The organism is Lentzea alba (genome assembly GCF_047445655.1).
GTDB classification, from domain to species: domain Bacteria; phylum Actinomycetota; class Actinomycetes; order Mycobacteriales; family Pseudonocardiaceae; genus Lentzea; species Lentzea alba_A.
Window position 1 is genome coordinate 201,109 of the sequence record NZ_JAJAEG010000008.1, and the last position, 23,545, is coordinate 224,653.

Consider the following 23,545-nt stretch of genomic DNA (forward strand, 5'->3'; position numbering starts at 1 on the left):
CGTGGTGGTGCCGGCACCACCGTGATGCACGATCGCGGCGACTCGTCGGAACAGCGCCTGCTGGTTCACCTCCCCGATCGCGATGCAGTCCTGGCCGTCGTCCGGGAGCTGCAGGCGGGCCCATCCCTGTTGCAGGACAACGCGTTTCTTGAGCTTGCGCGCTGCCTCGACAGCTTCGTGCGCCGCGTCCTGCCCGCCTCGCATGCTGCCGATGCCGTAGTAGATCGGCGGCTCACCGCTGTCCAGGAATGCTTCGAGCTCCGGCGTGAGCGGCCGTTGGTCGTCGATGAGCCAGGCGCCTGTCTGCACGAGCTCGCCGGGCCCCGGCCACGGCCCGAGAACCGGATCCGCGGCGAGCCACGGCGCGTCGCCGAAGATGTGGTCGCGGACGTCGTCGATCTTGTCCAGGCCGAGTTTCGCCCGTTCCTCGTTGAGGACGTCGCGGGCGAGCCCGAAGAGTCGGCGGTGTTGATCCCATTGCGCTTCGTTTTCCTCAGGCGTTCCGTTCATCGGAACATTTCCCAGCAAAGCGGGAGGCGCGTGAAACGGCGAAGGCAGCGTGTTCGCACAGAAGCTCGCGTACACGTAGTGCGCATTGATGCTTTCCGCCACCGAACGGGTGGCGTGCTGCAGCGCGCCACCCGCTACCAGGACGTCCGCTTTCTCGGCGGTTCTGCTGACGACGCGGAACTGTTCCCTGACCGACTCCTCACCCAGTTTGCGCAGCTCATCAGGCGTGAGCTTGGGCATGGCGGCGTTGCGCAGGTTCGGCCCGACTGGCGTGAAGTCGAGGCCGTTGCCGGTCACGAGGTCTTCGAAGTCGGGCGGCGCGACGACTTTCACGTCGTTGCCCAGCGCTTTCAGCTGCACTGCGAGCGCGGTGACCGGCTGCGCCTCTCCCCGTGAACCGATCGTGGACACCAGAAATCGCATGGCGAAATCCCCTCAATCCCCTGTTCAGGCCACGAATTGTGGAGAAGACCCCGGGTCTTGCGGCAAGTCCCCCTGTGCGTTATAAATTCCAATGGGAGGAAGAATCACTCCCGTCGAGCTGTTCACGCTCACTACGCTGGCACGCATGGGCCAGGTCTTCATCTCCTACCGACGCAGCGACACCGCACCGGTGTCCGGACGCCTGCACGCGGTGCTCAGGGAGACTTTCGGGCACGAGTCGGTGTTCCTCGACACCTCCTCGATCCAGCCGGGCACGGTCTGGCCCGATGAGCTCGAAGTGGCGGTCACCGCAGCAGACGTCGTCCTGGTGGTGATCGGCCCGAACTGGCTGCGGGCGGCCAACGAGTGGGGCGAACGACTGATCGACCAGCCGGCGGACTGGGTGCGCCGTGAGCTGGAATTGGCTCTGGCACTGGAAAAGCCCGTGATCCCGGTGCTGGTCGGGGGTGCGCGGATGGCGCCACGCGACAAACTGCCCGGGGCGGTCGCCGCGCTGGGTGACAGGCAGGCCGTCGAGCTCCGCGAAGCGTACTTCGATCACGACGTCGAACTCGTGGTGAGCCAGATGCGGTCATTGATGGCCGCCGCGCCCGGTGCGATCGGGCCGTTCCCCTCGGGGCCGTACCCGGTGCCGCCGTTGGAGACACCGGATCCGATCAGCTCGGAGAAGCTCGACATCGCGCTGCGCGGCGCGCTCAGCGAGTGGACCGTGATGGAGAGCCCGCTGCCGGAGGATCCCTCCGACATTCGGGTCGAGCTGTTCCGGGAGTACCGCTTCCGCCGGTTTCGCGACGCGATCGCATTCATGCAGGAGGTCGCGCCGGGGTGCGACATCGCGAACCATCACCCGCGCTGGGAGAACATCTGGCGCACGGTGCGGGTCTACCTCACCACCTGGGACATCGGCCACCGGGTGTCCGACCGCGACATCCAGCTCGCGAAGTACTTCGACGCGGCCTACCTGAAGTTCGCAGGCGCGGACCGCTGACCGGCGCGCCTCGCGTTGCCTTGGTGCGCGGCCTCGTCCCACGAGCGGCCCACACCACCAAGACCTCCAGCGGGACCGGGAGGCTTTCCCATCTGACCGCGGACCACGGGGGCCACGGCCCGCGTTCACCGCGCGTGAGCTCCAAGACCGGACTGCCCGCCGCCAGAGAACACCAGCGGCGGGCCGGGCTGAGTCAGTGCGCTGCGTCGTCCCACGAGCGGCCCACGCCCACCGAGACCTCAAGCGGGACCTGGAGCGGGTAGGCGTTGCCCATCTGGTCGCGGACCAGGGCTTCGACGGCCTCGCGTTCGCCGTCTGCGATCTCCAGGACCAGTTCGTCGTGGACCTGCAGGAGCATGCGGGAGCGCAGGCCCGAGGATTCGAGGGCGCGGTAGACGCCGAGCATGGCCACCTTGATGATGTCCGCTGCGCTGCCCTGGATGGGGGCGTTGAGGGCCATGCGTTCGGCCATCTCGCGGCGCTGGCGGTTGTCCGAGGTGAGGTCGGGCAGGTAGCGGCGGCGGCCCAGGACGGTTTCGGTGTAGCCGTCCTTGCCGGCCTTTTTGACCACCTCGTTGAGGTAGTCGCGGACGCCGCCGAAGCGGGCGAAGTAGGCCTCCATCTGTTCGCGGGCCTCTTCGGTCGGGATGCGGAGCTGCTGGGAGAGGCCGAAGACGGACAGGCCGTAGGCGAGGCCGTAGGACATGGCCTTGATGCGGCGGCGCATCTCGCCCGTCACCTCGGAGGTGGGGATCGAGAACGCCTGCGAGGCCACGTAGGTGTGGAGGTCCTCGCCGCTGTTGAACGCCGCGATCAGGCCCTCGTCGCCGGACAGCGTGGCCATGATGCGCATCTCGATCTGGCTGTAGTCCGCGGTCATCAGTTCCGCGTAGCCGTCGCCGACGACGAACGCCTGGCGGATGCGGCGTCCCTCGTCCGTGCGGATCGGGATGTTCTGCAGGTTCGGGTCGGTCGAGGAGAGGCGGCCCGTGGCGGCGATGGTCTGGTGGAACGTCGTGTGGATGCGGCCGTCGTCGGCGACGGACTTCAGCAGTCCGTCCACAGTGGACTTGAGGCGGGTGACGTCGCGGTGGGTGAGCAGGTGCTGCAGGAACGGGTGCTCGGTCTGCTCGTAGAGGTTCTGCAGCGCGTCGGCGTCCGTGGTGTAGCCGGTCTTGGTCTTCTTCGTCTTCGGCATGTTCAGCTCTTCGAAGAGGACCGCCTGCAGCTGCTTCGGGCTGCCGAGGTTGATCTCCTTGCCGATGACCGCGTACGCCTCCTGCGCCGCGTCCTTCACGCCGGCCGCGAAGTGCGCCTCCAGTGACGACAGGTGCTCGACGTCGATCGCGATGCCGACGGCCTCCACCTCGTCGAGGACGTTCATCAGCGGCAGCTCGAGGTTCGACAGCAGCTCCGCGCCGCCGATCGTCACGAGCTCCTGGTCGAGCCGGTCGGCGAGCTCTGCCACCGCGCGGGCGCGCAGGATCGTGCTGGTCGCGACCTTCTGGGCTTCCTCGGACTCGTCCGACAGCAGCGACAGCTGACCGTCGCCGGACTCCTCGGCGCGCAGCTCGCGCTTCAGGTAACGCAGCGCCAGGTCGTCGAGAGCGAACGAGCGCTGGCCGGGACGCACCAGGTACGCGGCGAGCGCGGTGTCCGAGGACAGGCCGCGCAGCTTCCACCCGCGGGCGCGGACGCGGCGCAACGGCAGCTTCAGGTCGTGGCCCGCCTTGGCGACGCTCTCGTCGGCCAGCCACGCGGCCAGCGCCTGCTCGTCCGCCTCGTTCAGCTCGGAGACGTCGACGTAGCCGCCCTCACCGGTCGCCGTGCACAGCGCGACGCCCTCCAGGTCGTTCGTGATGCGCAGCGCGACGCCGACACGGGTCTTGCGCGCGTGCTTGTCCAGCCACTTCGCCAGCGTCCCGGCCGGGATCGCGCCACCGGAGACCTCGAAGCCCTCCTCGGCCTCGGGCTCCGCGGTCGTCAGGGTCTGGAACAGGCGGTCGCGCAGGACGCGGAACTCCAGCTCGTCGAACAGGCGGTGCACCGCGTCGCGGTCCCACTGCTGCACCTCGAGGCCGTCGATCGTGTACGGCAGCTCGACGTCCTTGATCAGCTCGGTGAGCTGGCGGTTCATGATGATGTTCGCCAGGTTGCCGCGCAGCGCCTCGCCGACCTTGCCCGGCACCTCGTCGATGTGGTCGACCAGCTCGTTGAGCCCGCCGAACTGGTTGAGCAGCTTGATGATCGTCTTCGGGCCCACGCCGGGCGTGTTCGGCAGGTTGTCCGACGAGTCGCCGCGCACCGCCGCGTAGTCCGCGTACTGGTCGGGCCGCACGCCGTGCTTCTCCTCGACGTACGCCGGGGTGAACCGGCCCATCTCCGAGACGCCCTTGACCGGGTACAGCACCGTGACCTGGTCGTTGACCAGCTGGAACGCGTCGCGGTCGCCGGTGACGATCTCCACCTCGATGCCCTGGGCCACGGCCTGCGTGGTCAGGGTCGCGATGATGTCGTCCGCCTCGTAGTTCTCCTTCTCCATCGTGGGGATCCGGAGCGTGGCCAGCACGTCCTGGATCAGGGAGACCTGGCTGCGGAACTCGTCCGGCGTCTTGGAGCGACCGGCCTTGTACTCCGGGTACTGCTCGGACCGGAAGGTCTTCCGCGACACGTCGAACGCCACCGCGACGTGCGTGGGCTTCTCGTCCCGCAGGATGTTGATCAACATGGACGTGAAGCCGTACACGGCGTTCGTGACCTGGCCCGTCTTCGTCACGAAGTTCTCGGCGGGCAGGGCGTAGAACGCTCGGTAGGCCATCGAGTGACCGTCGATGAGCAGGAGCCTCTTCACGTCTGAGTTAGTCACGAGCCCGAGTCTAGGGTGGGGGTCTGACAGTTTCGCTTGAGCCCTTGGAGCGCGCGTGATCCCCGACCTGCCCACAGACCTCGAAGCCGAACAGCTGGCCTCCCGCATGGGCATCGAGATCACCCAATGGGATGTAAACGAGCTGATCGGCACGATGCCGGTCAAGGGCAACCGCCAGCCGTTCGGCCTGCTGCACGGCGGCGCGAACGCGGTGCTCGCCGAGCAGCTTGGCTCCATCGCCTCCGCCATGCACGCTGCGCAGTTCGGCTCGATCGCGCTCGGACTCGAACTGTCCTGCACCCACCACCGGGCTGCCAAAGACGGCCTCGTCACCGGCGTGGCCCGTCCCATCCACCTCGGCCGCAGCACGACGACGTACGAGATCGTCGTGACCGACGAGGAGGGCAAGCGCACCTGCACCGCCCGCCTCACGTGCCTGCTGCGCCCGAAGCCGCCCGCCGCGTAAGCGCACTGGGGTGAACCCCACCCCAACACTGCGGTTTGCACCAATGTCCCACCAAGATCACCACGACATCGTGGTGCCATGACCTTCTCGACTCGATTGACAGCAGCCGTCCTGTGCGGCGTCGTGGTCACGGCGGCGGTCCCCGCGACCGCCTCCGCCCACTCCGCCCGCGGCGAGCTCCTGGACGTCGTCCCGGTGTCCACGATGGACACCACCCAGTTGGTCAGTTACCTGGGGGACTACGACCTGGACACCTCGCGCGTCCGCTTCGCCGTGCACGCGAAGCGGATCGTCTACCGCACCATCGACCCACGCGGTAAACCGACCACGGCCAGCGCCCTGGTCGCCTTACCGCGCAACAACAACAGGTCACCACGCCAGGTGGCCTGGCTGCACGGCACCACCGGCTACCGCGGCTCTACAGCTTCTGTGGCCGACGGCAACGACCGCGCAGCAGCCCTGCTGTTCGCCTCGGCCGGCTACCTCACCACAGCCCCGGACTACCTGGGCCTGGGCACGGGTCCCGGCTACCACCCGTACGTCGACGCCCCGTCCACGGTCACGGCCTCGGTGGACGCTTTACGCGCGGCCAAGCAGTACGCCGCACGCCAAGGCGTCCGGCCCGATCCGCGCGTGATGATCACCGGCCACTCCCAGGGCGGTCACGCCACCATGGCACTGGGCCAAGCACTGCAACGAGGTGTCGACCCCAGGTTGAAGGTGGGAGCCCTGGCCCCGATCTCCGGCCCCTTCAAGCCGAGCGCGCTCGTCACCAAGGCCCTGAACGACGAGATCGCCAACGGCGTCGCGTACATGGCGTACTGGACGGTGGCGTGGAACCGCCTCCACCACCTGTACGACGACCCGGCCGACGCGTTCAACGACCCGTCGATCGAGGCCCTCTTCGACGGCGAACACCGCAACGAGGAGATCTTCCGGCACCTGCCGAAGACCATGCGCGAACTCCTGACCCCGGCCTACTTCGAACGCCTGAAGCACCCGACCGGCGTGCTGGGCGCGAAACTGCGCGAGGCCGACGGCTACTGCGACTGGCGCCCCACGGTCCCGGTGACGATCTACTCGTCCGCCGGCGACCGCGACACCCTGCTCGAAACCTCCGCCTACTGCGACCAACGCCTGAAGAAGCACCACGCCCGGAGCACTCTCGTCGATCTCGGCGCCGACGTGAACCACGGCAAGGCCGCCAAGCTGGCCCTGCCGCGCATCCTCACCGCGTTCGACAGGAACTGACAAACGAAAGCGGGGCGGAGGAAAGTCCTCCGCCCCGCTTCCAAAAGAGCAAACCTCAGTGAGCCTCACCCAGGTACGCGTCGCGCACCCGCTGGTCGGCCAGGAGCGACTGCCCCGGACCGTCCAAAGTGGTCTTGCCGAGGTCGATCACGTAACCGTGGTCCGACAACGCCAGAGCGGCAAGGGCGTTCTGCTCCACCAGCAAGATGGTGGTGCCCAACGACTGCAGCTCCTTGATGGTGTCGAAGATCCGCTGCGTCATGATCGGCGAGAGACCCATCGAGGGCTCGTCGAGCATCAGCAGGCGGGGCTTGGACATCATCGCGCGGCCGATCGCGAGCATCTGCTGCTCACCACCGGAGAAGAGGCCTGCCTTGTTGTGCCGCCGCTCCCCCAGCACGGGGAAGAGGTCGTACACGCGCTGCATGTCGGCCTCGACCCCGTCGTCCTTGCGGACGTAGGCGCCGAGCTGCAGGTTCTCCTCCACGGTCATCCGCGGGAAGAGCCGGCGGCCTTCGGGGCAGTGCGCGATGCCCTCACCCAGGATGGCGTGCGCCGGGTCGTTGTGGATCGGCTTGCCCTGGAAGAGGATCTCGCCGGACGCCGGGCGCAGCAGACCGGAGATGGTCCGCAGCGTCGTGGTCTTGCCGGCACCGTTCGAGCCGATCAACGACACGATCTGGCCGGCCTCGACCGTGAACGAGATGTCCCGGACGGCCTCGATCGCGCCGTAGGCGACCGAGAGGTTGCGGACTTCGAGCAGCGCGGTCATGCCTGCTCCCCCTTCGCTGCCTCGATGTCGTGCTCGACTTCCTCCGGCGGCTTGCCGAGGTAGGCCTCGACCACCCGCGGGTCCGCCCGCACGACCTCGGGGCTGCCCTCGACGAGCAGCTCGCCCTGCACGAGCACGGAAACCGAGTCGCACAGCCCGAAGATGAACTTGATGTCGTGCTCGATCACGACGACCGACACGCCCGTCTCGCGGATGCGGAAGATCAGCTGCTGCGTCGCTTCCGTCTCCTGCGGGTTCATACCCGCCGTGGGCTCGTCCAGCAGCAGCACCGCCGGGTCGGTCGCCAGCGCACGCGCGATCTCCAGACGGCGCTGGTCGCCGTACGGGAGGTTGCGCGCGAGCTCGTCGTCCGGGCCGCGCAGGCCGACGAACTCCAGCAGCTCACGCGAACGCTCGCGGGCCGCCTTCTCGCCGCGGTGGTAGGCCGGGCCGTGGAAAAGCGAGGCCAGCGGGCCCTGCTTCATCCGCACGTGCCGACCCACCAGCACGTTCTCCAGCACGGTCATGCTGGGGAAGAGGCGGATGTTCTGGAACGTGCGGGCCACACCCGCGTCCGTCACCTTCGCCGGGTCACCGGGCAGGACGTTGCCCTTGAGCAACACCTCGCCGGTGGTCGGCGTGTAGAGACCCGTGAGGCAGTTGAAGAACGTCGTCTTCCCCGCGCCGTTGGGGCCGATGAGGCCGACGATCTTGCCTTCCTCGAGCGTCAGGGTGACGCCCTTCAACGCCTTGAGGCCACCGAAGACCATCGAGACGTCGCGCGCTTCCAAAACCGGCGTGCTCACGCCTTCGCCTCCTTCGATGACGCGTGGACCTCGTCGACCGCGGCGCCACCGACGTCCTCGTCGGCCAGCTCGGCCCGGCGGTGCCGGTCCGGGATCAGGCCCTGCGGACGGAACCGCATGATCAGGATCAGCGCGAGGCCGAAGATCATGAGGCGGTACTCCTCGAAGTCGCGCAGCTTCTCGGGCAGCACGAACAGCAGCGCGGCACCGAGAACGGCGCCCGGGATCGAGCCCATGCCGCCGAGGATGACCGCCGCGAGCAGCGTGACCGACTCGAGGAACTTGAACGACTCGTAGGACACGGTGCCGTTCTTGTGCGCGAACACCGCACCCGCGAGACCCGCGAGCATGGCGCCGATGAGGAACGCCAGGATCTTCGCCTGGCCGGTCTTGATGCCCATCGCGCGGGCCGCGTCCTCGTCCTCGCGGATCGCGATCCAGGCACGGCCGATGCGGCTGAACTTGAGGTTCGCGAACACGGCCATGGTCGCGGCCACGAGGAGCACGATCAGGACGTAGTAGAGGACACCGGCGGGCAGCTTCACCGCGCCGATCGAGAACTGCTTGTTGAACTCCGCGCCGAACAGCGAGAGCGGCGGGATGCCCGGGATGGCGTTGGAGCCGTTGGTGAAGCCGGCGATGTTGTTCTGGGCGGAGCGGGTGAAGATCTCACCGAACGCCAGCGTCACGATCGCCAGGTAGTCACCGCGGACCCGCAGCGTCGGCGAACCGACCACCGCGCCGAAGATGCCGGCGACGATCGCGGCGATCACGGCGGCCACCGGGAACGGCAGGGTGAAGTCGAAGTACGCGGCTGCCGCACCGGAGAAGTTCGCGGCCACCAACGCACCGATGCCCATGAACGCCACGTATCCGAGGTCGAGCAGACCTGCGAGACCGACGACGATGTTCAGGCCGATCGCGGTGGCGGCGTAGATGCCGATGTTCGCCGCGACCGTCATCCAGTACTCGTTGCCGGCGTCGGTGAACGGCAGCAGCAGCGCGCACGCCGCCAGCACGATCACGCTGAACACCCGGTGGTCTTCCGAGAGCTTCGAAAGCCAGCGGATGTACCCGACACCGCTCAGCGCGCCGAGCACACCGCCGGCGAAGCCGAGGAACGACAGGAAGATCGCGCCCGCGTACGGGTTCGACGTGCCGACACCACCGGTGGTGAGCATCGCGGCGACGGCGTACAGCACGCCCGCGAACGACACCAGCAGCACCAGGTACGCGACCGGCGTGGAGATCTTGAACTTCCACTCGCCCACCGGCTCGAGGCCGATGCCGTAGCCCGCCAGGATCGCCAGCACACCGGCGACCAGACCGACGATGCTGCCGAACGCGAACGCACCGTCGACGGCTGTGATGGCACCGAGGCCACCACCCTTGCTGGTGATGTACGCGCCGTTGATGAACGACACCGAGACGGTGCCCCAGCCGAGCGCGCGGATGACCCGGCCCCTGGACGGGATCGGCGCGAACGCCGCGACCAGGATGAAGATGCCGAGCAGCAGCATGTGCCAGCGGAAGCCGGTGAGACCGAACGGCGCGTCGAAGAACTGCAGCGTCGACTTGTCCGGCCAGTTGCCGTCGTTGAGGCTGAACGTGACCCACGGCAGCATGGCCGCCACGAGAGCCAGCACACCGCCGGCAACCGCGAACGGCTTGCCGAAGGGCGCGAGTGCGGAACGCTTTTGGTCGCTCATGCGCGCACCCTTTCCGGCTCACCGAACAGACCCTGCGGGCGGAACACGAGCACCAGGATCAGCACGACGAAGATCCACACGTAGTCGTACTGGGTGCCACCCGGCATGTACTGACCGGCCAGGGTCTTGATCAGACCGATGATGAACGCGCCGATGACCGCACCGCGGATGCTGCCGACGCCGCCCAGGACGGCCGCCGTGAAGGCGAAGATGCCGTTCTGGAAGCCCATGTCGATGTTGATGTTGCTCAGGTACCCGCCGAACATGACGCCCGCGACGCCGGCGAGCACGGCACCGAAGATGAACGTCAGGACGATCACGCGGTCCGGGTTGACGCCCATCAGCTTCGCGGTGTCGGGGTCCTGCGCGGTCGCGCGCATCGCCCGGCCCATCCGCGATCGGTTGATGTAGGTCTGCAGAAGGACGGACAGACCGACCGCCAGCACGACCAGCAGCACGCCGGTCCACGGCACGCTGATCGCGCCGAGTGACAGGTTGCCTTCCGGGAAGACCTTCGGGTAGGGCAGATTGGACGTCGCGTTGGGGTACCAGACGCGCACGGCCTCCTGCAGGAACACGGACACGCCGAGTGCGGTGATCAGCGGTGCCAGCCGGGGCGCGTTGCGCAGTGGCCGGTAGGCGAACCGTTCCATGATCACGGCGACGACGACCGCCACGAGGATGCCGCCGACGAACATGAGCGGCAGGGCCACGGCAGGCGACTTCTTGAGGTCTTCAGGAAGAAGCGTGAACGTGGCGAGGCCTCCGTACGAGGCCACCATGAAGACTTCGCCGTGGGCGAAGTTGATCAGCTGGATGATGCCGTACACCATGGTGTACCCGAGAGCGATCAGGGCGATCAACGACCCCTGCACGATCCCGTTCGCCAGCTGTTGGAGCAGGACTGACACGACTACCTCCGTAGACGGCGGGGGCGAGCAAACAACGCCCGCCCCCGCCGTAGCTTCAATCAGTGATCAGTCGGTCAGCCGGTGAACTCGCCGGTCTGAACGTCCTTCCACGCGGTCCCGGTGACCTGGTAGACGGTCAGCACCTTGTTCGTGCTGTCGCCGTACTGGTCGAACTTGATCTCGCCGGTGGCACCGGAGCCGCTGTACTTGCCGACGTTGGACAGCATGTCGTCGCGCTTCGACTCGGCCCAGTCACCGCCGCCGAGCGTGCTGGCCAGACCGCCGATGATCGCGTTGGTGGAGTCGTAGGAGAACGCACCGTAGGCGGCGTAGTCCTCCTTGCCGAACTTCGCCTTGTAGGCGTCGACGAACGCCTTCGCGGTGGCCAGCGACTCGACCGGCGCACCGACGGAGGTGGCGAGGTCGCCCTCCTTACCACCGAGGTCGATGAACTTCTGGTCGTAGATGCCGTCGCCGCCCATCAGCGGAACGTTCAGGCCGTTGTCCTTCATCTGCTTGGACAGCGGACCCGCGGCCGGGTACTCACCGCCGTAGTAGACGGCCTCCGGGTTGAGTCCCTTGATCTTGGCGATGACGCCGGAGAAGTCGGTGTCCTTCTCACCCACGGTCTCCTGGCCGACGATCTCGCCGCCCTTCTTGGTGACCTGCTTCTGCAGCTCGGCGGCGAGGCCCGCACCGTAGGTCTTGCCGTCGGTGACGATCGCGATCTTCTTCTTGCCGGCCTTCTCGACCAGGTAGTTGGCCGCGTACGGCCCCTGCAGGTCGTCGGTGGCGCAGACGCGGAAGTAGTTGTCGAACTGGCGCTTCGGCGCGGTCAGGAAGTCGTTGCCCCTGGTCAGCGACGGGTTCGTGTTCGCGGGCGAGACCATGGCGATCTTCTTGTCCCGCAGGATCGGCTGCACGGTCTGGGCGACCGACGAGTTGAGCGTGCCGACGACACCGACGACGTTCGGGTCGGTCGCCAGCTTCGTGGCGGCCTGGGCACCCTTGGCGGGGTTGGCTTCGTCGTCCTGCGCGGAAACGGCCAGCTTGTAGCCCTTCACCGTGCACTTCTTGTTCGCTTCTTCGACGGCGAGTTCGGCGGACTGCTTGATGCCGATGCCGAGAGCGGACAGGTTGCCGGACAGCGGGGCGACGACACCGATCGTCAGAGTGCCCTTCGACGTGTCGCAGCTGCCCCCCGCGGCGGAATCTTCACCCTTGTTCGTGCCACAGGCTGCGACGACAAGCAGCGTGGCGCCGACAATCGCAGCGGACTTCACAGAGTGCTTACGCACGTGATGTCCCTCCTCTATCCCTGCTCCCGGCGGGCGCGAGTTCTCCGCGCACCGCTCCTTGACCCTCTGCTGAGGGATGGCCGGACCCTAGGCTGTGACTGTGACCGCAGTCATCAATGCCAATGGGCTCGTGACCATAACGCAACGCGGCGTTATGTTTGGCTTAAGCAATGTCACATACCGTAACCTTCGTTCACTCTTTGGACCCCTGCCATAACGTGTGCGTATGACTCCCCGTCGTCGGGTGATCGCAGTTTTGGGTGCCGCCGGAGTTCTCATCGCGGCCGTGGTCGTGTTGCGCCAACCCGACGACACGCCGGATAGGCCCAGTTCAGAACCCGTTCGGCTGACGGAGTACGCGGCAGGGTTCATCACTTTGCCCACCCGATCGGGTGTTCCTGAGGCGCCGTCCTCCGTCTGGAGCAGCGACGGGCGTGTCCAATGGGCGCCCGTGAGCGGCGCGTCGGGCTATGAGGTGTTCGGCAAACTCGTCGCATCCCCTGAGATCGCGGGTTCCGGCCGGGCCGACGTGCGCGCGGTGGACGCGTTCGGGCGGCGATCGCTGCCGGTCAGAGCGAAGGAGCGCCCCAGCGACGATTCGTGGCGGCGGGCGGTCGCAGGCTCGCTGGACGACTTCGACGACACGTTCCTGCAACGGCGCTACCACCTCAGCGGCCGCCCCGGCTGCGTGAACCCCGGTTCGGGCTCCGGCGGCCGGCTGGTGATCGACATGCCGTGCGGCGGCGACACGGCGGTGTTGCGCCCACGCGCGCAGTTGCAGCTCAACGACTCGGATGAGCTCGGCCGGGTGGTCGTGGTGACGGACGCGGCCGGGCCGCGCGGGAACCTGACGCTGGACCTGGTTCCGGGCTCACCGGATCGCGTCGGACCCATTCCTCCGGCTGATGCGATTCGCGTGGTGGTGGACGACTCCGTTTCACCAGGAACGCGCGGTGCGGGCGTTCTGCATCGATTCGAAGTAGTACTGACACGATCCGGAATGCGCGTTCTGCAAGACGGTGCGCAGATTGCCTCTTCGCCCGTTGTGCCGGCATGGCGTGAGGCAACTGTGCTGATCGGTGTCTCGGCGCTCTCCGGCTATCCCGGACGGGTGGAGATCGACGCGGTCGGCATCGCCGGAACGCTCCCGTCGCCGCCCGAGGTGACCGAAACGCCGATCGTGGCGGGGACGCTGCGTGTGCTGGAGCCGGACGAGGAGGCGCCAGGCATCGGCGTGGCGCGCGCGCCGTTGCGTGGGGCTCCTTCTGCACGACTGCGGGCGACGATCCGGATCGGCGACGGTGGGGACCTGAACGGCCTGGTCGCGCAGCTGGGGCAGACCCGGTTCCCGTTGCGACCGGTCGTGAGCGGCTGGTCCGGCACGCCGGACAGCGAGCTGACCGTGGCCGGAGACGTGCCGGCCGAACTGCTCGGCTCCGACGGAAGCGACGCGCTGACGCCGTTCGTGCTGCGGATGCCGGGCGCCTCGCAGGCCCAGGTGCTGGAGAGCTACCTGGAGGTGCCGGGGCTGTCGCCGGTGAAGCTGGAGATCGCACCGGACGAGCCCGCGCCCGTTTTGCCCGTGATGACCGCTGAGTTCACGTCTGTGACCCCGAACGAGGCGACGCTGGTGGTCACCCTCGACGCGGCCGCCGCGCGATCAGTGGCGCCGATAGCGGGCTTCGAGGTGTACCTGGACAGCGGTCACGTGGCGACGCTGCCGATGCCCGGCGGGATCGCGGGCCGGCACGAGCTGCTGCTGTCGTTGAAGGGCAGCCACAACGTCGAAGTCCGCCTGCGCCCCGAGGATCCGAGGCGGCAGACGGACTCCGTGTGGCTCGAACTCAGCCGAAGTTCTCGATGACGGCCTCTGCGACGGCCTTCATCGTCGTGCGGCGGTCCATGGCGGTGCGCTGCACCCACCGGAACGCCTCCGGCTCGCTCAGACCCTGCTTGGTCATGAGGATGCCCTTGGCGCGTTCCACGACCTTGCGGGTCTCCAGGCGTTCGGTGAGCCCGGCGACCTCCTGTTCGAGAGCCGCGAGCTCACTGAACCGGCTCATCGCCAGTTCGATCGCGGGCACCAGGTCCCGCTTGGCGAACGGCTTGACCAGGTACGCCATCGCACCCGCGTCACGGGCGCGTTCGACCAGGTCTCGCTGGCTGAACGCGGTGAGGATCACGACCGGCGCGATCCGGTTGCCCGCGATGTGCTGCGCCGCCTCGATCCCGTCGACCTTGGGCATCTTGACGTCCAGGATCACCAGGTCGGGGTTGAGCTCGGTCGCGAGTTTGATGGCCTCTTCACCATCAGCGGCCTCCCCCGCCACGTCGTAGCCCTCTTCGCGCAACATCTCCACGAGGTCGAGACGGATCAACGCCTCGTCCTCGGCGACGAGCACGCGGGGAGCCTTGCGCGTGGCTTCGGTTTGGGCCTCGGCAGCCTGCTGGGTCACCGGGGTCCTCCTGACGATCGTTCCTGCGGGCGAAAGCGCAGTCTACCGGCGGTGAGGCCGCTGATCAGGCTCGCCGGCCGTGACGGCAGACACGAACTCCTCAGGCCACGGGTAGGTCCGCATGCCCTCCTCGACGTCCTGGGTGGGCGCCTCGGACCGGCGGAGCGTGATCTCCCTGCTCGTCCCGAACTCGGGATGGGCCAGCTTCTCCCTGATGTCGTCCTCAGCGGGGCCACCGGGCCACTCGACGAACCACCCGGTGCCCATGGGAAGTGCTCGGAGCCAGCTCGCGTCATGCCACAGGTGTACCCGGCGCAGAAGAGCGCTCCCAGTGGCCGCTTCTGCGATCTCGTCGTCGTTGCCGCCACCGTCGGTGTACTCGACGCCGCGGTGCTCGTGCATCCAGTGGACATACCGAATGCCCAGGTCCCAGGCCCTTTCGTCGACTCCGACGAGGACGACCCCCGCGTCACCGGTGGTCAGCTCGGCCGAACGCCGGTACTGCCGGTGGGTGAGGCCAGCGACGCCCATGCCGTAGCCGGCCTCGGTGCGCGGCAGGAGCTCGAACAGCAACGGGCCCAGCGCGCGTTCGCCCAGGTGGACCTTGAGGGTCTCCCCCGGTTCCACCGTGCGGAACGCGTGGGCGGGCCGGACGATGCTCGCCGGCGGCATCAGCTGCAGCATCGAGGCCGCGCTGCAACCCGCCATCAGCACTTTGGCTTCCAGTTGCTGCTGGGCCTCGGTGGTCGCGCCGGGCAACAACTCCCCGTCGCGCACGGCCGGCACCGCCTGGGAGAGGTTCTCGCCCGTGTAGGTGCGCCGCAGGTCGGCCAGCTGATCCGTGATGGACAGACGTGCCATGACAGCAGTCCTCGTTTCCGCCGCCCGGCTCGGCACGACAAGGACGCATGTGCACGCGTCTACGTGGTCGGTTCGCTTCGGTGAGCAGGAGTTCCTGAACACTGCGGCGGAGTGCGCCGCTCGCTGCCGGGGAGCGGCTCCAGCCTCACGTCTGCTCGGACGCCGACGACCACGTTACCCGGACTAGTCGGCTCCGACGATCAATTTGTACTTCACGTCGACTTCCTTGCCGTCGGCCGAGCCGCGGATGACCAGTTCGTGCTCACCGGACGCGGGCGCGTTGATCCACGCGTAGAGCCCGCAGCCGACGGAGTTGATCCGGCCGACCTGGTTGCCGAACGGGTTGCCCGCACGCGCCTCGTAGGTGAACGGCGTGGCGGACACCCTGGTCAACGCCTGCGTCGAGCCGTCCATGAGCACCTCGCCCTGGGCGTTCTTCATGAACCTCTCGCAGCCGGCGACGTCGCTGGCGAGGTTCACCACCGGTGCGAGCAGCGGCTTGTCGGCCGGAACCCGGCACTGGCGCTCGACCGCGCCGTTGCCGAGGGACCCGGCGAGCAACCAGACCTCGACGGGCTGGTCCCTCATGCAGAACCGGCCGGAGGTGTCGGACACCGGGTTCGTCACGGTGGGCTGGGAGGCCCAGGTCCACCAGCGCGACTGGAACTCGGCGGGCGCCAGCTTGTCCGAAGTGGACGTCTGGGGCGCCGGGGGTGGCGCGCCCATCTGGACGTTGCCACCGCAGCCGGCGAGCAGAACAACTAAGAACAGCAGGGCTTTCCTCACTGATTCTCGCGTCCCTTACGTCGTTGTTCCTCCGCGCGCTCACGGCAGCGGCGCAGGAACTCCTCATCGTCCTCAGGTGTGGTGGCCGCAAAGCGTCCCGGCCGGTCGTACTCGGGGTAGGTCGGCGCCGTGCGCTCGTACACACCTGAACGCGCGCGTCCGGCCCCCACCGGACGGCCCGCCACGAGCCACGCGATCGAACCCACCAACGGGAACAGCAAGACCAGGAGAAGCCATCCGATCTTCGGCAGATTGCGAACCGAGCCCTCGTCGGTCGTGATGACGTCGACGATCGCGAAGATCCACAAGCACAGTGTCACCACTCCGAACAGCCCACCGAAGTACAGCATCTCCACCCCCAGGTCGTGCGGTCGCGCACATCGTGGCACAAGGGGCCAGGTCGTGAACATGGTTCACTCGTCAATCAACTGGGGCGTCAATTCACGAAGTTGTGAACGACCGTGAAACAAAAGTCGCCACTTCGCGTTAACACGCTTGTTTCTTTCCACTATTTGAGAATGGCGTGGTCCACGCCGTCTCAGCTGGTCGGAGTGAGACGCACCGGCTCATTTGCCCAGCCGCAGATGGGCGTGGAATTACCAGAACGTGGTTCGTGTGCCATACCACACCGAACATCAGGTGTATCACGTCTTGCTCGGCTGACAGGTCCACCGCTATGGTCCGACCTGAGCAACCAATTCACTCTCCAGGGTGAAATGGCTCGACGACGAGGTCGAATTTCGCGCACGCCGCAGCGTCTGCTCGGATTCCGTTTCCCTCGATTCCGTATGAGGTTTCATGGCTTCGCTTGCACCACTCCGCGACCTCGTTATCGGTGTCTCTCCGTGCGCCCGCGTGGTGTCCGCGCTGAGCAAAGCCGGGGCGTGCGGAATTCTCGATCTCTCGTCTGCCGACGCCTCGTCCGCACTCGCCCTGTCCGAACAATGGACGTCTTCGGGCTACGGCGTCCGCGCGCCGGGTACCGGAACGTTCACACCGGCCGACCTGCCGCCCGGCGTGCACACCGTCCTGCTCGGACCGGACAGCGCCTGGAAGATCGCCGACGTCGCCCGCTACCGCACGTTGGTCGAGGTCACCTCCGCCGACGAGGCCCGCTTGGCGCGGCTGTCCAACGCGCACGGCTTGATCGTGTCGGGCAGCGAGGTCTCTTCGTCCGAGCTCTCGTCGTTCGTGCTGCTCCAGGCCGTTCTCGCGCTCGATCTCGGGCTGCCGGTGTGGGTGCGCGGTGGGCCTCGCGTGGCTGCGGCCGCGCGGGCCGTTGGCGCTGCCGGGGTCGTTCTGGACAGTCAGCTCGCGCTCCTGGACGAGTCCGATCTGGACTCCGCCGCCCGGGAACAGCTGCGGCGTTCCGACGAGGCCGCGGCCCGGTTCGCGTCTCGACACGGCACGGTTCGCCGCGCGGTCGCGGCCATCGGTGAGGCTGTCACCGTTGTCGGAACCGGCCTGAGCTGCCCGTCGCTGGGCACACCGCTGCCGATCGCGCAGGGCCCGATGACCCGTGTCTCCGACGAGCCGGGGTTCGCCTTCGAGGTCGCCTCCGCCGGTGGTCTGCCGTTCCTGGCTCTCGCACTGGCGGACGCTCAGCGCACTCGTTCGCTGATGGAGGAGACCGCGGCACGGCTCGGCTCACTGCCGTGGGGCGTCGGCGTGCTCGGGTTCGCGAACGAGGAGATCCGCAACGCGCAGCTGGAGGTCATCCGCTCGTTGCGCCCCGCTGCCGCGATCATCGCCGGTGGCCGCCCCGCCCAGGCCCGCGAGCTGGAAGAGCTGGGCATCACGACGTTCCTGCACGTGCCGTCGCCGGGTCTGCTGCAGCAGTTCTTGAGCAGTGGTGCGCGCCGCTTCGTGTTCGAGGGCTCCGAGTGCGGTGGTCACGTCGGCCCGCGCACCAGCTTCCCGTTGTGGGAAGACCAGATCGCGGTTCTCGAGGACTTCCTCGACGCTCAGCCCGACGCCTCGGTCGACGTCCTGTTCGCCGGCGGCATCCACGACGCCCGCTCCGCCGCGATGGTCGACGTGCTGTCCGCCTCGCTGCAGGCCCGCGGCTGTGGTGTCGGCGTCCTGATGGGCACCGCCTACCTGTTCACGCAGGAAGCCGTGGCGTGCGGCGCCATCCAGCCGACGTTCCAGGACCAGGTCGTCGCTGCTTCGGGCACCGAGCTCCTGGTCTCCGCGCCCGGCCACGCCACCCGGTGTGTCAGCAGCCCGATCACCTCTGACTTCCAGGAGACAGAAGAACGTCTGCGTTCCTCTGGTGTGCCGGACCGCGAGATCTGGGAGGCGCTGGAGCAGTTCAACGTCGGCCGCCTGCGCATCGCTTCGAAGGGCGTCGAACGGCAAGGCTCCTCGCTGGTCTCCGTCTCCGCGGAGGAACAGCTCCGCAGCGGTCTCTTCATGGCCGGTCAGGTAGCCGTTCTCCGCGACTCGGTCACCTCCGTGGCCGACCTGCACGCGGCCGTGACGACAGGCGCGTCCGAGCTTCTCGGCCGCACTTCTCCCGTTGCTGCCGCGGATCCGATCGTCCCCGCGGACATCGCGATCATCGGCATGGCGTGCGTCTTCCCCGGTGCGCCCTCGCTGGAGTCGTTCTGGTCCAACGTGGTCCACGGCGTCGACTCGGTCACCGAGGTCCCGCCGCACCGCTGGGACCCCGCGATCTACTACGACACCGGCAAGTCCGCGTCGAAGTGGGGCGGCTTCCTCCCGGAGATCCCGTTCGACCCGTTGGCCTACGGCATCCCGCCCTCGGCCCTGCCCAGCATCGAACCCACGCAGCTGCTGGCTCTCGAAGTAGCCCAACGCGCCTTGAACGACGCCGCGACCTCCTTCGACCGCTCACGAGCTTCAGTCGTGTTCGGTGCCGAATCCGGCAGCGACCTCTCGAACGCCGCCATCGTCAAGTCCACCTTGCCTTCGTATGTGGGGTCGATCCCTCCCGCTCTGGCCCGGCAACTCCCGGACCTGACCGAGGACACGTTCCCCGGCGTCCTGGCGAACGTCATCTCCGGCCGCATCGCCAACCGTCTGGACCTCGGCGGCACCAACTACACCGTCGACGCCGCCTGCGGCTCCTCACTGGCAGCCCTGGACGTGGCCGTGAAGGAACTGGTGGCCGGCACCAGCGACCTGGTGCTGTGCGGCGGAGCCGACCTCCACAACACCGCCCACGACTACCTCCTGTTCACCAGCGTCGGTGCCCTGTCGCGCACCGGCCGCTCCCGCCCGTTCGACTCTGCTGCAGACGGCATCGCACTGGGTGAAGGCGTGGCGGTCGTGGTGCTGAAGCGCCTGGCCGACGCCGAACGCGACGGCGACCGCGTCTACGCCGTGATCAAGGGCATGGGCTCCTCCAGCGACGGCAAGTCCCTGGGCCTCACCGCTCCCCGCCCGGCCGGCCAACGCCGCGCCCTCGAACGCGCCTACACCCGAGCCGGCGTCTCCCCCGCCTCCGTCGGCCTGGTCGAAGCCCACGGCACGGGCACAGTGGTCGGCGACCGCACCGAACTCACCACCCTCACCGAAGTGTTCTTGGAGCACGGCGCCGCTGCGAGCCAAGCCGTCCTGGGCTCCGTGAAATCCCAAATCGGCCACACGAAGTGCGCCGCGGGCCTGGCGGGCCTGATCAAGGCCTCCCTGGCCGTCTACACCGGCATCGCCCCGCCAACCCTGCAGCTGTCGTCGCCTCAGTCCGCGTGGGACGCCACGTCGTCCCCGTTCCAGTTCGCCACCTCCGCCAAGCCCTGGACCGGCCCCCGCTACGCCGGCGTCTCGGCCTTCGGTTTCGGCGGCACGAACTTCCACGCCGTGCTCGGCGCCCACACCAACGCCCCGCTGCGCCACGGCCTGTCCGAGTGGTCCGCCGAACTCTTCACCTTCCGCAGCCACGCCGACGCCACCGACTTCCTCGCGGGGTTGTCGAACGACATCCCGTTGCGAGACTTGGCCTTCGCCGCCTCCCAACGCTCCGACAGCCGCACGACCCCGATCGAGATCGCCCTCGTCGCCTCCACCGTGGACGAACTCCGCACCCTCCTCGCCACCGCACTTTCGGGTGAACCGGCCCGCAACCTCTTCCTGCGCCGCCCCAACCCGCCAAAACCGTCAGACCCCCTTGAGACGATTGGGATGGGGGGTTTCTCCCCCCAGGGGGCCAGCCAATCGGGATCGATCCAGGCCGCGGACGCCACACCCGGCCCGGTCGCGGACGCCACCCCGGGCCGGCTCGCGTTCCTGTTCCCCGGCCAGGGTTCGCAACGCGTCGGCATGCTGGCCGATCTGTTCGTGCACTTCCCGGAAGTCCAGCACCTGCTGCACCTCCCGGACGCCCCGGCCGAAGCCATCTTCCCCGGCACCGCGTTCGACGAAGCAGGCGCCGAAGCCCAGGCCGCCGCCCTCAAGGACACCCGAGTCGCCCAACCCGCCCTCGGCGTCGCCGGCCTCGCCGTCCACCACCTCCTGACCCGCCTCGGCATCACCCCGGACCTGGTCGCCGGCCACAGCTACGGCGAGCTCACGGCCCTCGCCGCGGCCGGATCCTTCGACGCCCCAACGCTCCTGAAGCTCAGCCGCGCCCGCGCCGAAGCCATCCTCAAGTCCGCCAAGGGCGACCCCGGCACGATGGCCGCGGTCACCGCCACCGCCGCGGAAGTCGAGCCGCACCTGACCGAGGGCGTGGTGATCGCGAACCACAACTCCCCCGACCAGGTCGTGATCTCCGGCGTGACCGAGGCGGTGAACGAAGCCGTCAAAGCACTCCGCAACGCCGGTCTCACGGTCAAGCCGATCGAGGTGGCGTGCGCGTTCCACAGCCCGGTGATCGCCGGCGCCGGCACGTTGTTCGCGGAAACCCTGGCCGAAGCGAAGATCAGCGAACCGAAGCTGCCGGTGTGGTCGAACCGGACCGCCGGCCAGTACCACGCACCCCCGCGCGAGGAGCTGGCCCTGCAGGTCGGCGCCCCGGTCCGGTTCGTGGACCAGATCGAGGACATGTACGCGGCGGGCGCACGGACGTTCGTGGAGGTCGGGCCCGGCACGGTGCTCGGCAGGCTCACGGCCAAGATCCTCGGCGAGCGCCCGCACACCGTCGTGCAGACCGACGGCGGGCTGAAGGGTTTCCTCGGCGCCATCGCCAATCTCGCCGTGTCCGGAGTGGACGTTCGCACCGGCTGGCTGTTCGCCGGCCGCGCCCAGGAACCCGCCAAGACCGCCAAGCCCGGCTGGACCGTCGACGGCCAGTTCGTGCGCACCGCGGACGGCAACTACCTGCCCGGTGGCCTCGCCCCGGCCGAGCTCGTGGAGATCGACGTGCCACAGCAGATCGTCAACCAGGACGCCCTGATCGCCGAGTTCCTGCGCGCCAACCGGGAGATCGTCGCCGCCCAGCGCGACGTCCTGCTGGCCCACCTCGGCAACCCACCCGCTCCCGTCCAGGCACCGCTCACCGTGCCCGCGCTTCCCGCACCCCAACCCGAACAGCAGCCCGAACCGCGGCCCAAGAACATCACGACCACAGTCCTCGAAGTCATCGCGGACCGGACGGGCTACCCGGTCGACATGATCGAGCCCGATCTCGACCTCGAAGCCGACCTGTCCATCGACTCCATCAAGCGCACCGAGATCGCCGGCGAGCTCACCCAACGTCTCGGCGTGCCGGACGACCAGCTCGACGAGCTCTCCAAGCAACGCACCGCGCAAGCGATTGCGTCCTGGCTCGAAGCCCACGTGACCAGCGAACCGCCCGTCCAGGACGCCACGACGACCGTGCTCGAAGTGATCGCGGACCGCACCGGCTACCCGGTCGACATGATCGAACCAGACCTCGACCTCGAAGCCGACCTGTCCATCGACAGCATCAAGCGCACCGAGATCGCGGGCGAGCTGATCCAACGGCTCGGTCTCAGCGACGACCTGCTGGACGAACTCTCGAACGCTCGCACGGCCAAAGCGCTCGCCGACCAGCTCCAGGGCACGACCCCGCAGGAAGCACCCGTTGAGAAGCAGGAAGCCGCGAAAGCCCTTCCGCCGAAGCGCCTCCTGATGCTGGACGGCCTCATCACGGAAGTCGAGGAACGCGACCCCGAAGAGCTGAAGGGCACCACGTTCTGCGTCCTCGGCATCGACGGCGAGCACCTCGAAGCAGTCACGGCTCAGCTCGAAACGTTGGGCGTCAACGTCCGCACCGACGACGGCCCGGCGGACGGCCTGATCTTCATCGGGTGCGCGGAAACCGACATGTGCGAAGTGTTCCCGGCGCTCAAGGCACAGCTCGCGCGCCAGCCGAGGTGGGTGATCGGTGGCGGCAGCGCGCTCGGCATGCGCGGCCTGTTCCGGACGCTCGCCCGCGAGTACACCGACAGCCAGGTCCGGCTCGTCGAGAACGGTGCGCCCGCGGACGTCGTCAAAGAACTGCTGATCAAGGACAACGAGCCGGTCGTGGTGCTCCGCGACGGACAGCGGTACGCGCCGCAGCCGGTCGAGAAGACCCTCGGCGCGCTGGCGGATACGGGAGCAGGCCCGGCGGGTGACGGTGTGGCCGAGGCGGAAGCGCTGGGACTCACGCAGGACTCGGTGCTGCTGCTGATCGGTGGCGCCCGTGGCGTCACGGTGCACTGCGCGAAGGTCATGGCGGCGGCGAGCCGGTGCCGGATCGAGCTGGTCGGCCGCACACCCCGCGCGACGACACCCGAGAGTCCGGAGATCGCGGCGGCCGTGGATGCCAAGGCGTTGCGCAACGTCCTCGCGCGAACCATCCGCAAACCCGCGGAGATCGAGAAGCAGGTCAAGCTGATCCTGGCCCAGCGCGAGCTCGAAGCCACCATCGGCGAGCTCAGCAGGCTCGGCAGCGAAGTTCGTTACCACGCAACGGACGTGCTCGACGAGAGCGCGGTCCGCGAGCTGGTCAAGGAGATCCACACCGAGCACGGCCGGATCGACGGCGTGGTGCACGCGGCGGGCGTCATCGAGGACAAGCTGGTGGCGGACAAGGACCCCGAGTCGTTCCGCCGGGTGTTCCGCACGAAGGTCGACGGCGCGAGGACGCTGCTCGACGCGACGGCGGACCTGCCGAACGGACCGCGGTTCGCGGTGCTGTTCGGAAGCATCGCGAGCACGTTCGGCAACCGCGGCCAGGTCGACTACGCGGCGGCGAACGACGCGCTCGAAACACTGGGCGGGCAGTGGGCCGACAAGACAGGCAGCCGGGCGTTGACCGTCCACTGGGGACCGTGGGCTCCGACTGCGAGCCACGGCGGCATGGTCACCGAACAGCTCAGCGCCGAGTACGCACGGCGCGGGATCTCGTTGATGGACCCGGAGGAAGGCGCGCTCAGCCTGCTGCGTGAGCTCGCGTGGGGCGACGAGAAGCTGCGGTCCGTGGTCTACACCGCGTCCGGGTGGTGAGC

Annotated in this window: 16 protein-coding genes; 5 read left to right on the plus strand and 11 right to left on the minus strand. The window is 68.1% G+C overall.

Going from position 1 to position 23,545, the window contains the following annotated elements; all coding sequences use genetic code 11:
* Positions 1-933 (minus strand): glycosyltransferase (locus LFM09_RS15470; RefSeq protein WP_414097125.1); only part of this gene is annotated, 933 nt, incomplete at its 3' end.
* Between the two features lie 145 nt (positions 934-1,078).
* On the opposite strand from LFM09_RS15470, the gene LFM09_RS15475 reads away from it, so the two are divergent.
* Positions 1,079-1,942: a 4a-hydroxytetrahydrobiopterin dehydratase gene (locus LFM09_RS15475; protein ID WP_414097126.1), complete on the plus strand. Its 864-nt coding sequence runs from the start codon at positions 1,079-1,081 to the stop codon at positions 1,940-1,942.
* 193 nt (positions 1,943-2,135) lie between these two features.
* On the opposite strand, the gene polA is transcribed toward LFM09_RS15475, so the two are convergent.
* The gene (polA, locus tag LFM09_RS15480; RefSeq protein WP_414097226.1) at positions 2,136-4,916 is read right to left on the minus strand and encodes a DNA polymerase I; all 2,781 of its coding nucleotides are present in this window, start codon (positions 4,914-4,916) and stop codon (positions 2,136-2,138) included.
* Here polA and LFM09_RS15485 point away from each other — a divergent pair.
* Positions 4,915-5,274, plus strand: coding sequence for a hotdog fold thioesterase (locus LFM09_RS15485; protein WP_414097127.1), 360 nt, complete (start codon positions 4,915-4,917; stop codon positions 5,272-5,274). The genes polA and LFM09_RS15485 overlap by 2 nt on opposite strands.
* A 78-nt stretch (positions 5,275-5,352) precedes the next feature.
* Positions 5,353-6,525, plus strand: a complete 1,173-nt coding sequence (locus tag LFM09_RS15490) for an alpha/beta hydrolase family protein (protein WP_414097128.1) — start codon at positions 5,353-5,355, stop codon at positions 6,523-6,525.
* A gap of 55 nt (positions 6,526-6,580) precedes the next feature.
* Here the strand turns inward: LFM09_RS15490 and LFM09_RS15495 are convergent, their stop codons facing one another.
* The 5 genes from LFM09_RS15495 to LFM09_RS15515 all read right to left on the minus strand — a co-directional run bounded on the left by LFM09_RS15495 (position 6,581) and on the right by LFM09_RS15515 (position 12,021).
* Entirely contained in the window at positions 6,581-7,297 is a 717-nt protein-coding gene (locus LFM09_RS15495; RefSeq protein WP_414097129.1) for an ABC transporter ATP-binding protein, read from the minus strand.
* Positions 7,294-8,103 (minus strand): ABC transporter ATP-binding protein, encoded by an 810-nt coding sequence (locus LFM09_RS15500; protein ID WP_414097130.1) that lies wholly within the window; start codon positions 8,101-8,103, stop codon positions 7,294-7,296. The genes LFM09_RS15495 and LFM09_RS15500 overlap by 4 nt, the downstream gene beginning before the upstream one ends.
* Positions 8,100-9,812 (minus strand): branched-chain amino acid ABC transporter permease, encoded by a 1,713-nt coding sequence (locus LFM09_RS15505; RefSeq protein WP_414097131.1) that lies wholly within the window; start codon positions 9,810-9,812, stop codon positions 8,100-8,102. The genes LFM09_RS15500 and LFM09_RS15505 overlap by 4 nt, the downstream gene beginning before the upstream one ends.
* Entirely contained in the window at positions 9,809-10,723 is a 915-nt protein-coding gene (locus LFM09_RS15510; protein WP_414097132.1) for a branched-chain amino acid ABC transporter permease, read from the minus strand. The genes LFM09_RS15505 and LFM09_RS15510 overlap by 4 nt, the downstream gene beginning before the upstream one ends.
* A 74-nt stretch (positions 10,724-10,797) precedes the next feature.
* Positions 10,798-12,021: a branched-chain amino acid ABC transporter substrate-binding protein gene (locus tag LFM09_RS15515; protein WP_414097133.1), complete on the minus strand. Its 1,224-nt coding sequence runs from the start codon at positions 12,019-12,021 to the stop codon at positions 10,798-10,800.
* Between the two features lie 451 nt (positions 12,022-12,472).
* On the opposite strand from LFM09_RS15515, the gene LFM09_RS15520 reads away from it, so the two are divergent.
* A complete protein-coding gene (locus LFM09_RS15520; RefSeq protein ID WP_414097134.1) occupies positions 12,473-13,885 on the plus strand; it encodes a hypothetical protein in 1,413 nt (470 codons plus the stop codon).
* Here LFM09_RS15520 and LFM09_RS15525 read toward each other — a convergent pair.
* The 4 genes from LFM09_RS15525 to LFM09_RS15540 all read right to left on the minus strand — a co-directional run bounded on the left by LFM09_RS15525 (position 13,866) and on the right by LFM09_RS15540 (position 16,474).
* The gene (locus LFM09_RS15525; protein WP_414097135.1) at positions 13,866-14,477 is read right to left on the minus strand and encodes an ANTAR domain-containing response regulator; all 612 of its coding nucleotides are present in this window, start codon (positions 14,475-14,477) and stop codon (positions 13,866-13,868) included. The genes LFM09_RS15520 and LFM09_RS15525 overlap by 20 nt on opposite strands.
* Before the next feature lie 42 nt (positions 14,478-14,519).
* Positions 14,520-15,338: a hypothetical protein gene (locus LFM09_RS15530; RefSeq protein ID WP_414097136.1), complete on the minus strand. Its 819-nt coding sequence runs from the start codon at positions 15,336-15,338 to the stop codon at positions 14,520-14,522.
* A gap of 183 nt (positions 15,339-15,521) precedes the next feature.
* Complete coding sequence (locus LFM09_RS15535; protein ID WP_414097137.1) at positions 15,522-16,124, minus strand: hypothetical protein; 603 nt, start codon at positions 16,122-16,124, stop codon at positions 15,522-15,524.
* The gene (locus LFM09_RS15540) at positions 16,121-16,474 is read right to left on the minus strand and encodes a PLDc N-terminal domain-containing protein (RefSeq protein WP_414097227.1); all 354 of its coding nucleotides are present in this window, start codon (positions 16,472-16,474) and stop codon (positions 16,121-16,123) included. Before LFM09_RS15540 ends, LFM09_RS15535 begins: the two co-directional genes overlap by 4 nt.
* A 448-nt stretch (positions 16,475-16,922) precedes the next feature.
* On the opposite strand from LFM09_RS15540, the gene LFM09_RS15545 reads away from it, so the two are divergent.
* On the plus strand, positions 16,923-23,543 hold the full coding sequence (locus tag LFM09_RS15545; RefSeq protein WP_414097138.1) for an SDR family oxidoreductase: 6,621 nt from the start codon (positions 16,923-16,925) through the stop codon (positions 23,541-23,543).
* The last annotated feature ends 2 nt before the right edge of the window (positions 23,544-23,545 follow it).

Excerpts from the sequence above, each read along its gene's own strand:
- LFM09_RS15475 (WP_414097126.1), top strand. The coding sequence starts at position 1,079 with ATGGGCCAGGTCTTCATCTCCTACCGACGCAGCGACACCGCACCGGTG.
- LFM09_RS15485 (WP_414097127.1), top strand. The coding sequence starts at position 4,915 with ATGGGCATCGAGATCACCCAATGGGATGTAAACGAGCTGATCGGCACG.
- polA (WP_414097226.1), bottom strand. The coding sequence starts at position 4,916 with ATGCGGGAGGCCAGCTGTTCGGCTTCGAGGTCTGTGGGCAGGTCGGGG.
- LFM09_RS15490 (WP_414097128.1), top strand. The coding sequence starts at position 5,353 with ATGACCTTCTCGACTCGATTGACAGCAGCCGTCCTGTGCGGCGTCGTG.
- LFM09_RS15495 (WP_414097129.1), bottom strand. The coding sequence starts at position 7,297 with ATGACCGCGCTGCTCGAAGTCCGCAACCTCTCGGTCGCCTACGGCGCG.
- LFM09_RS15505 (WP_414097131.1), bottom strand. The coding sequence starts at position 9,812 with ATGAGCGACCAAAAGCGTTCCGCACTCGCGCCCTTCGGCAAGCCGTTC.
- LFM09_RS15530 (WP_414097136.1), bottom strand. The coding sequence starts at position 15,338 with ATGGCACGTCTGTCCATCACGGATCAGCTGGCCGACCTGCGGCGCACC.
- LFM09_RS15540 (WP_414097227.1), bottom strand. The coding sequence starts at position 16,474 with ATGCTGTACTTCGGTGGGCTGTTCGGAGTGGTGACACTGTGCTTGTGG.
- LFM09_RS15545 (WP_414097138.1), top strand. The coding sequence starts at position 16,923 with ATGGCTTCGCTTGCACCACTCCGCGACCTCGTTATCGGTGTCTCTCCG.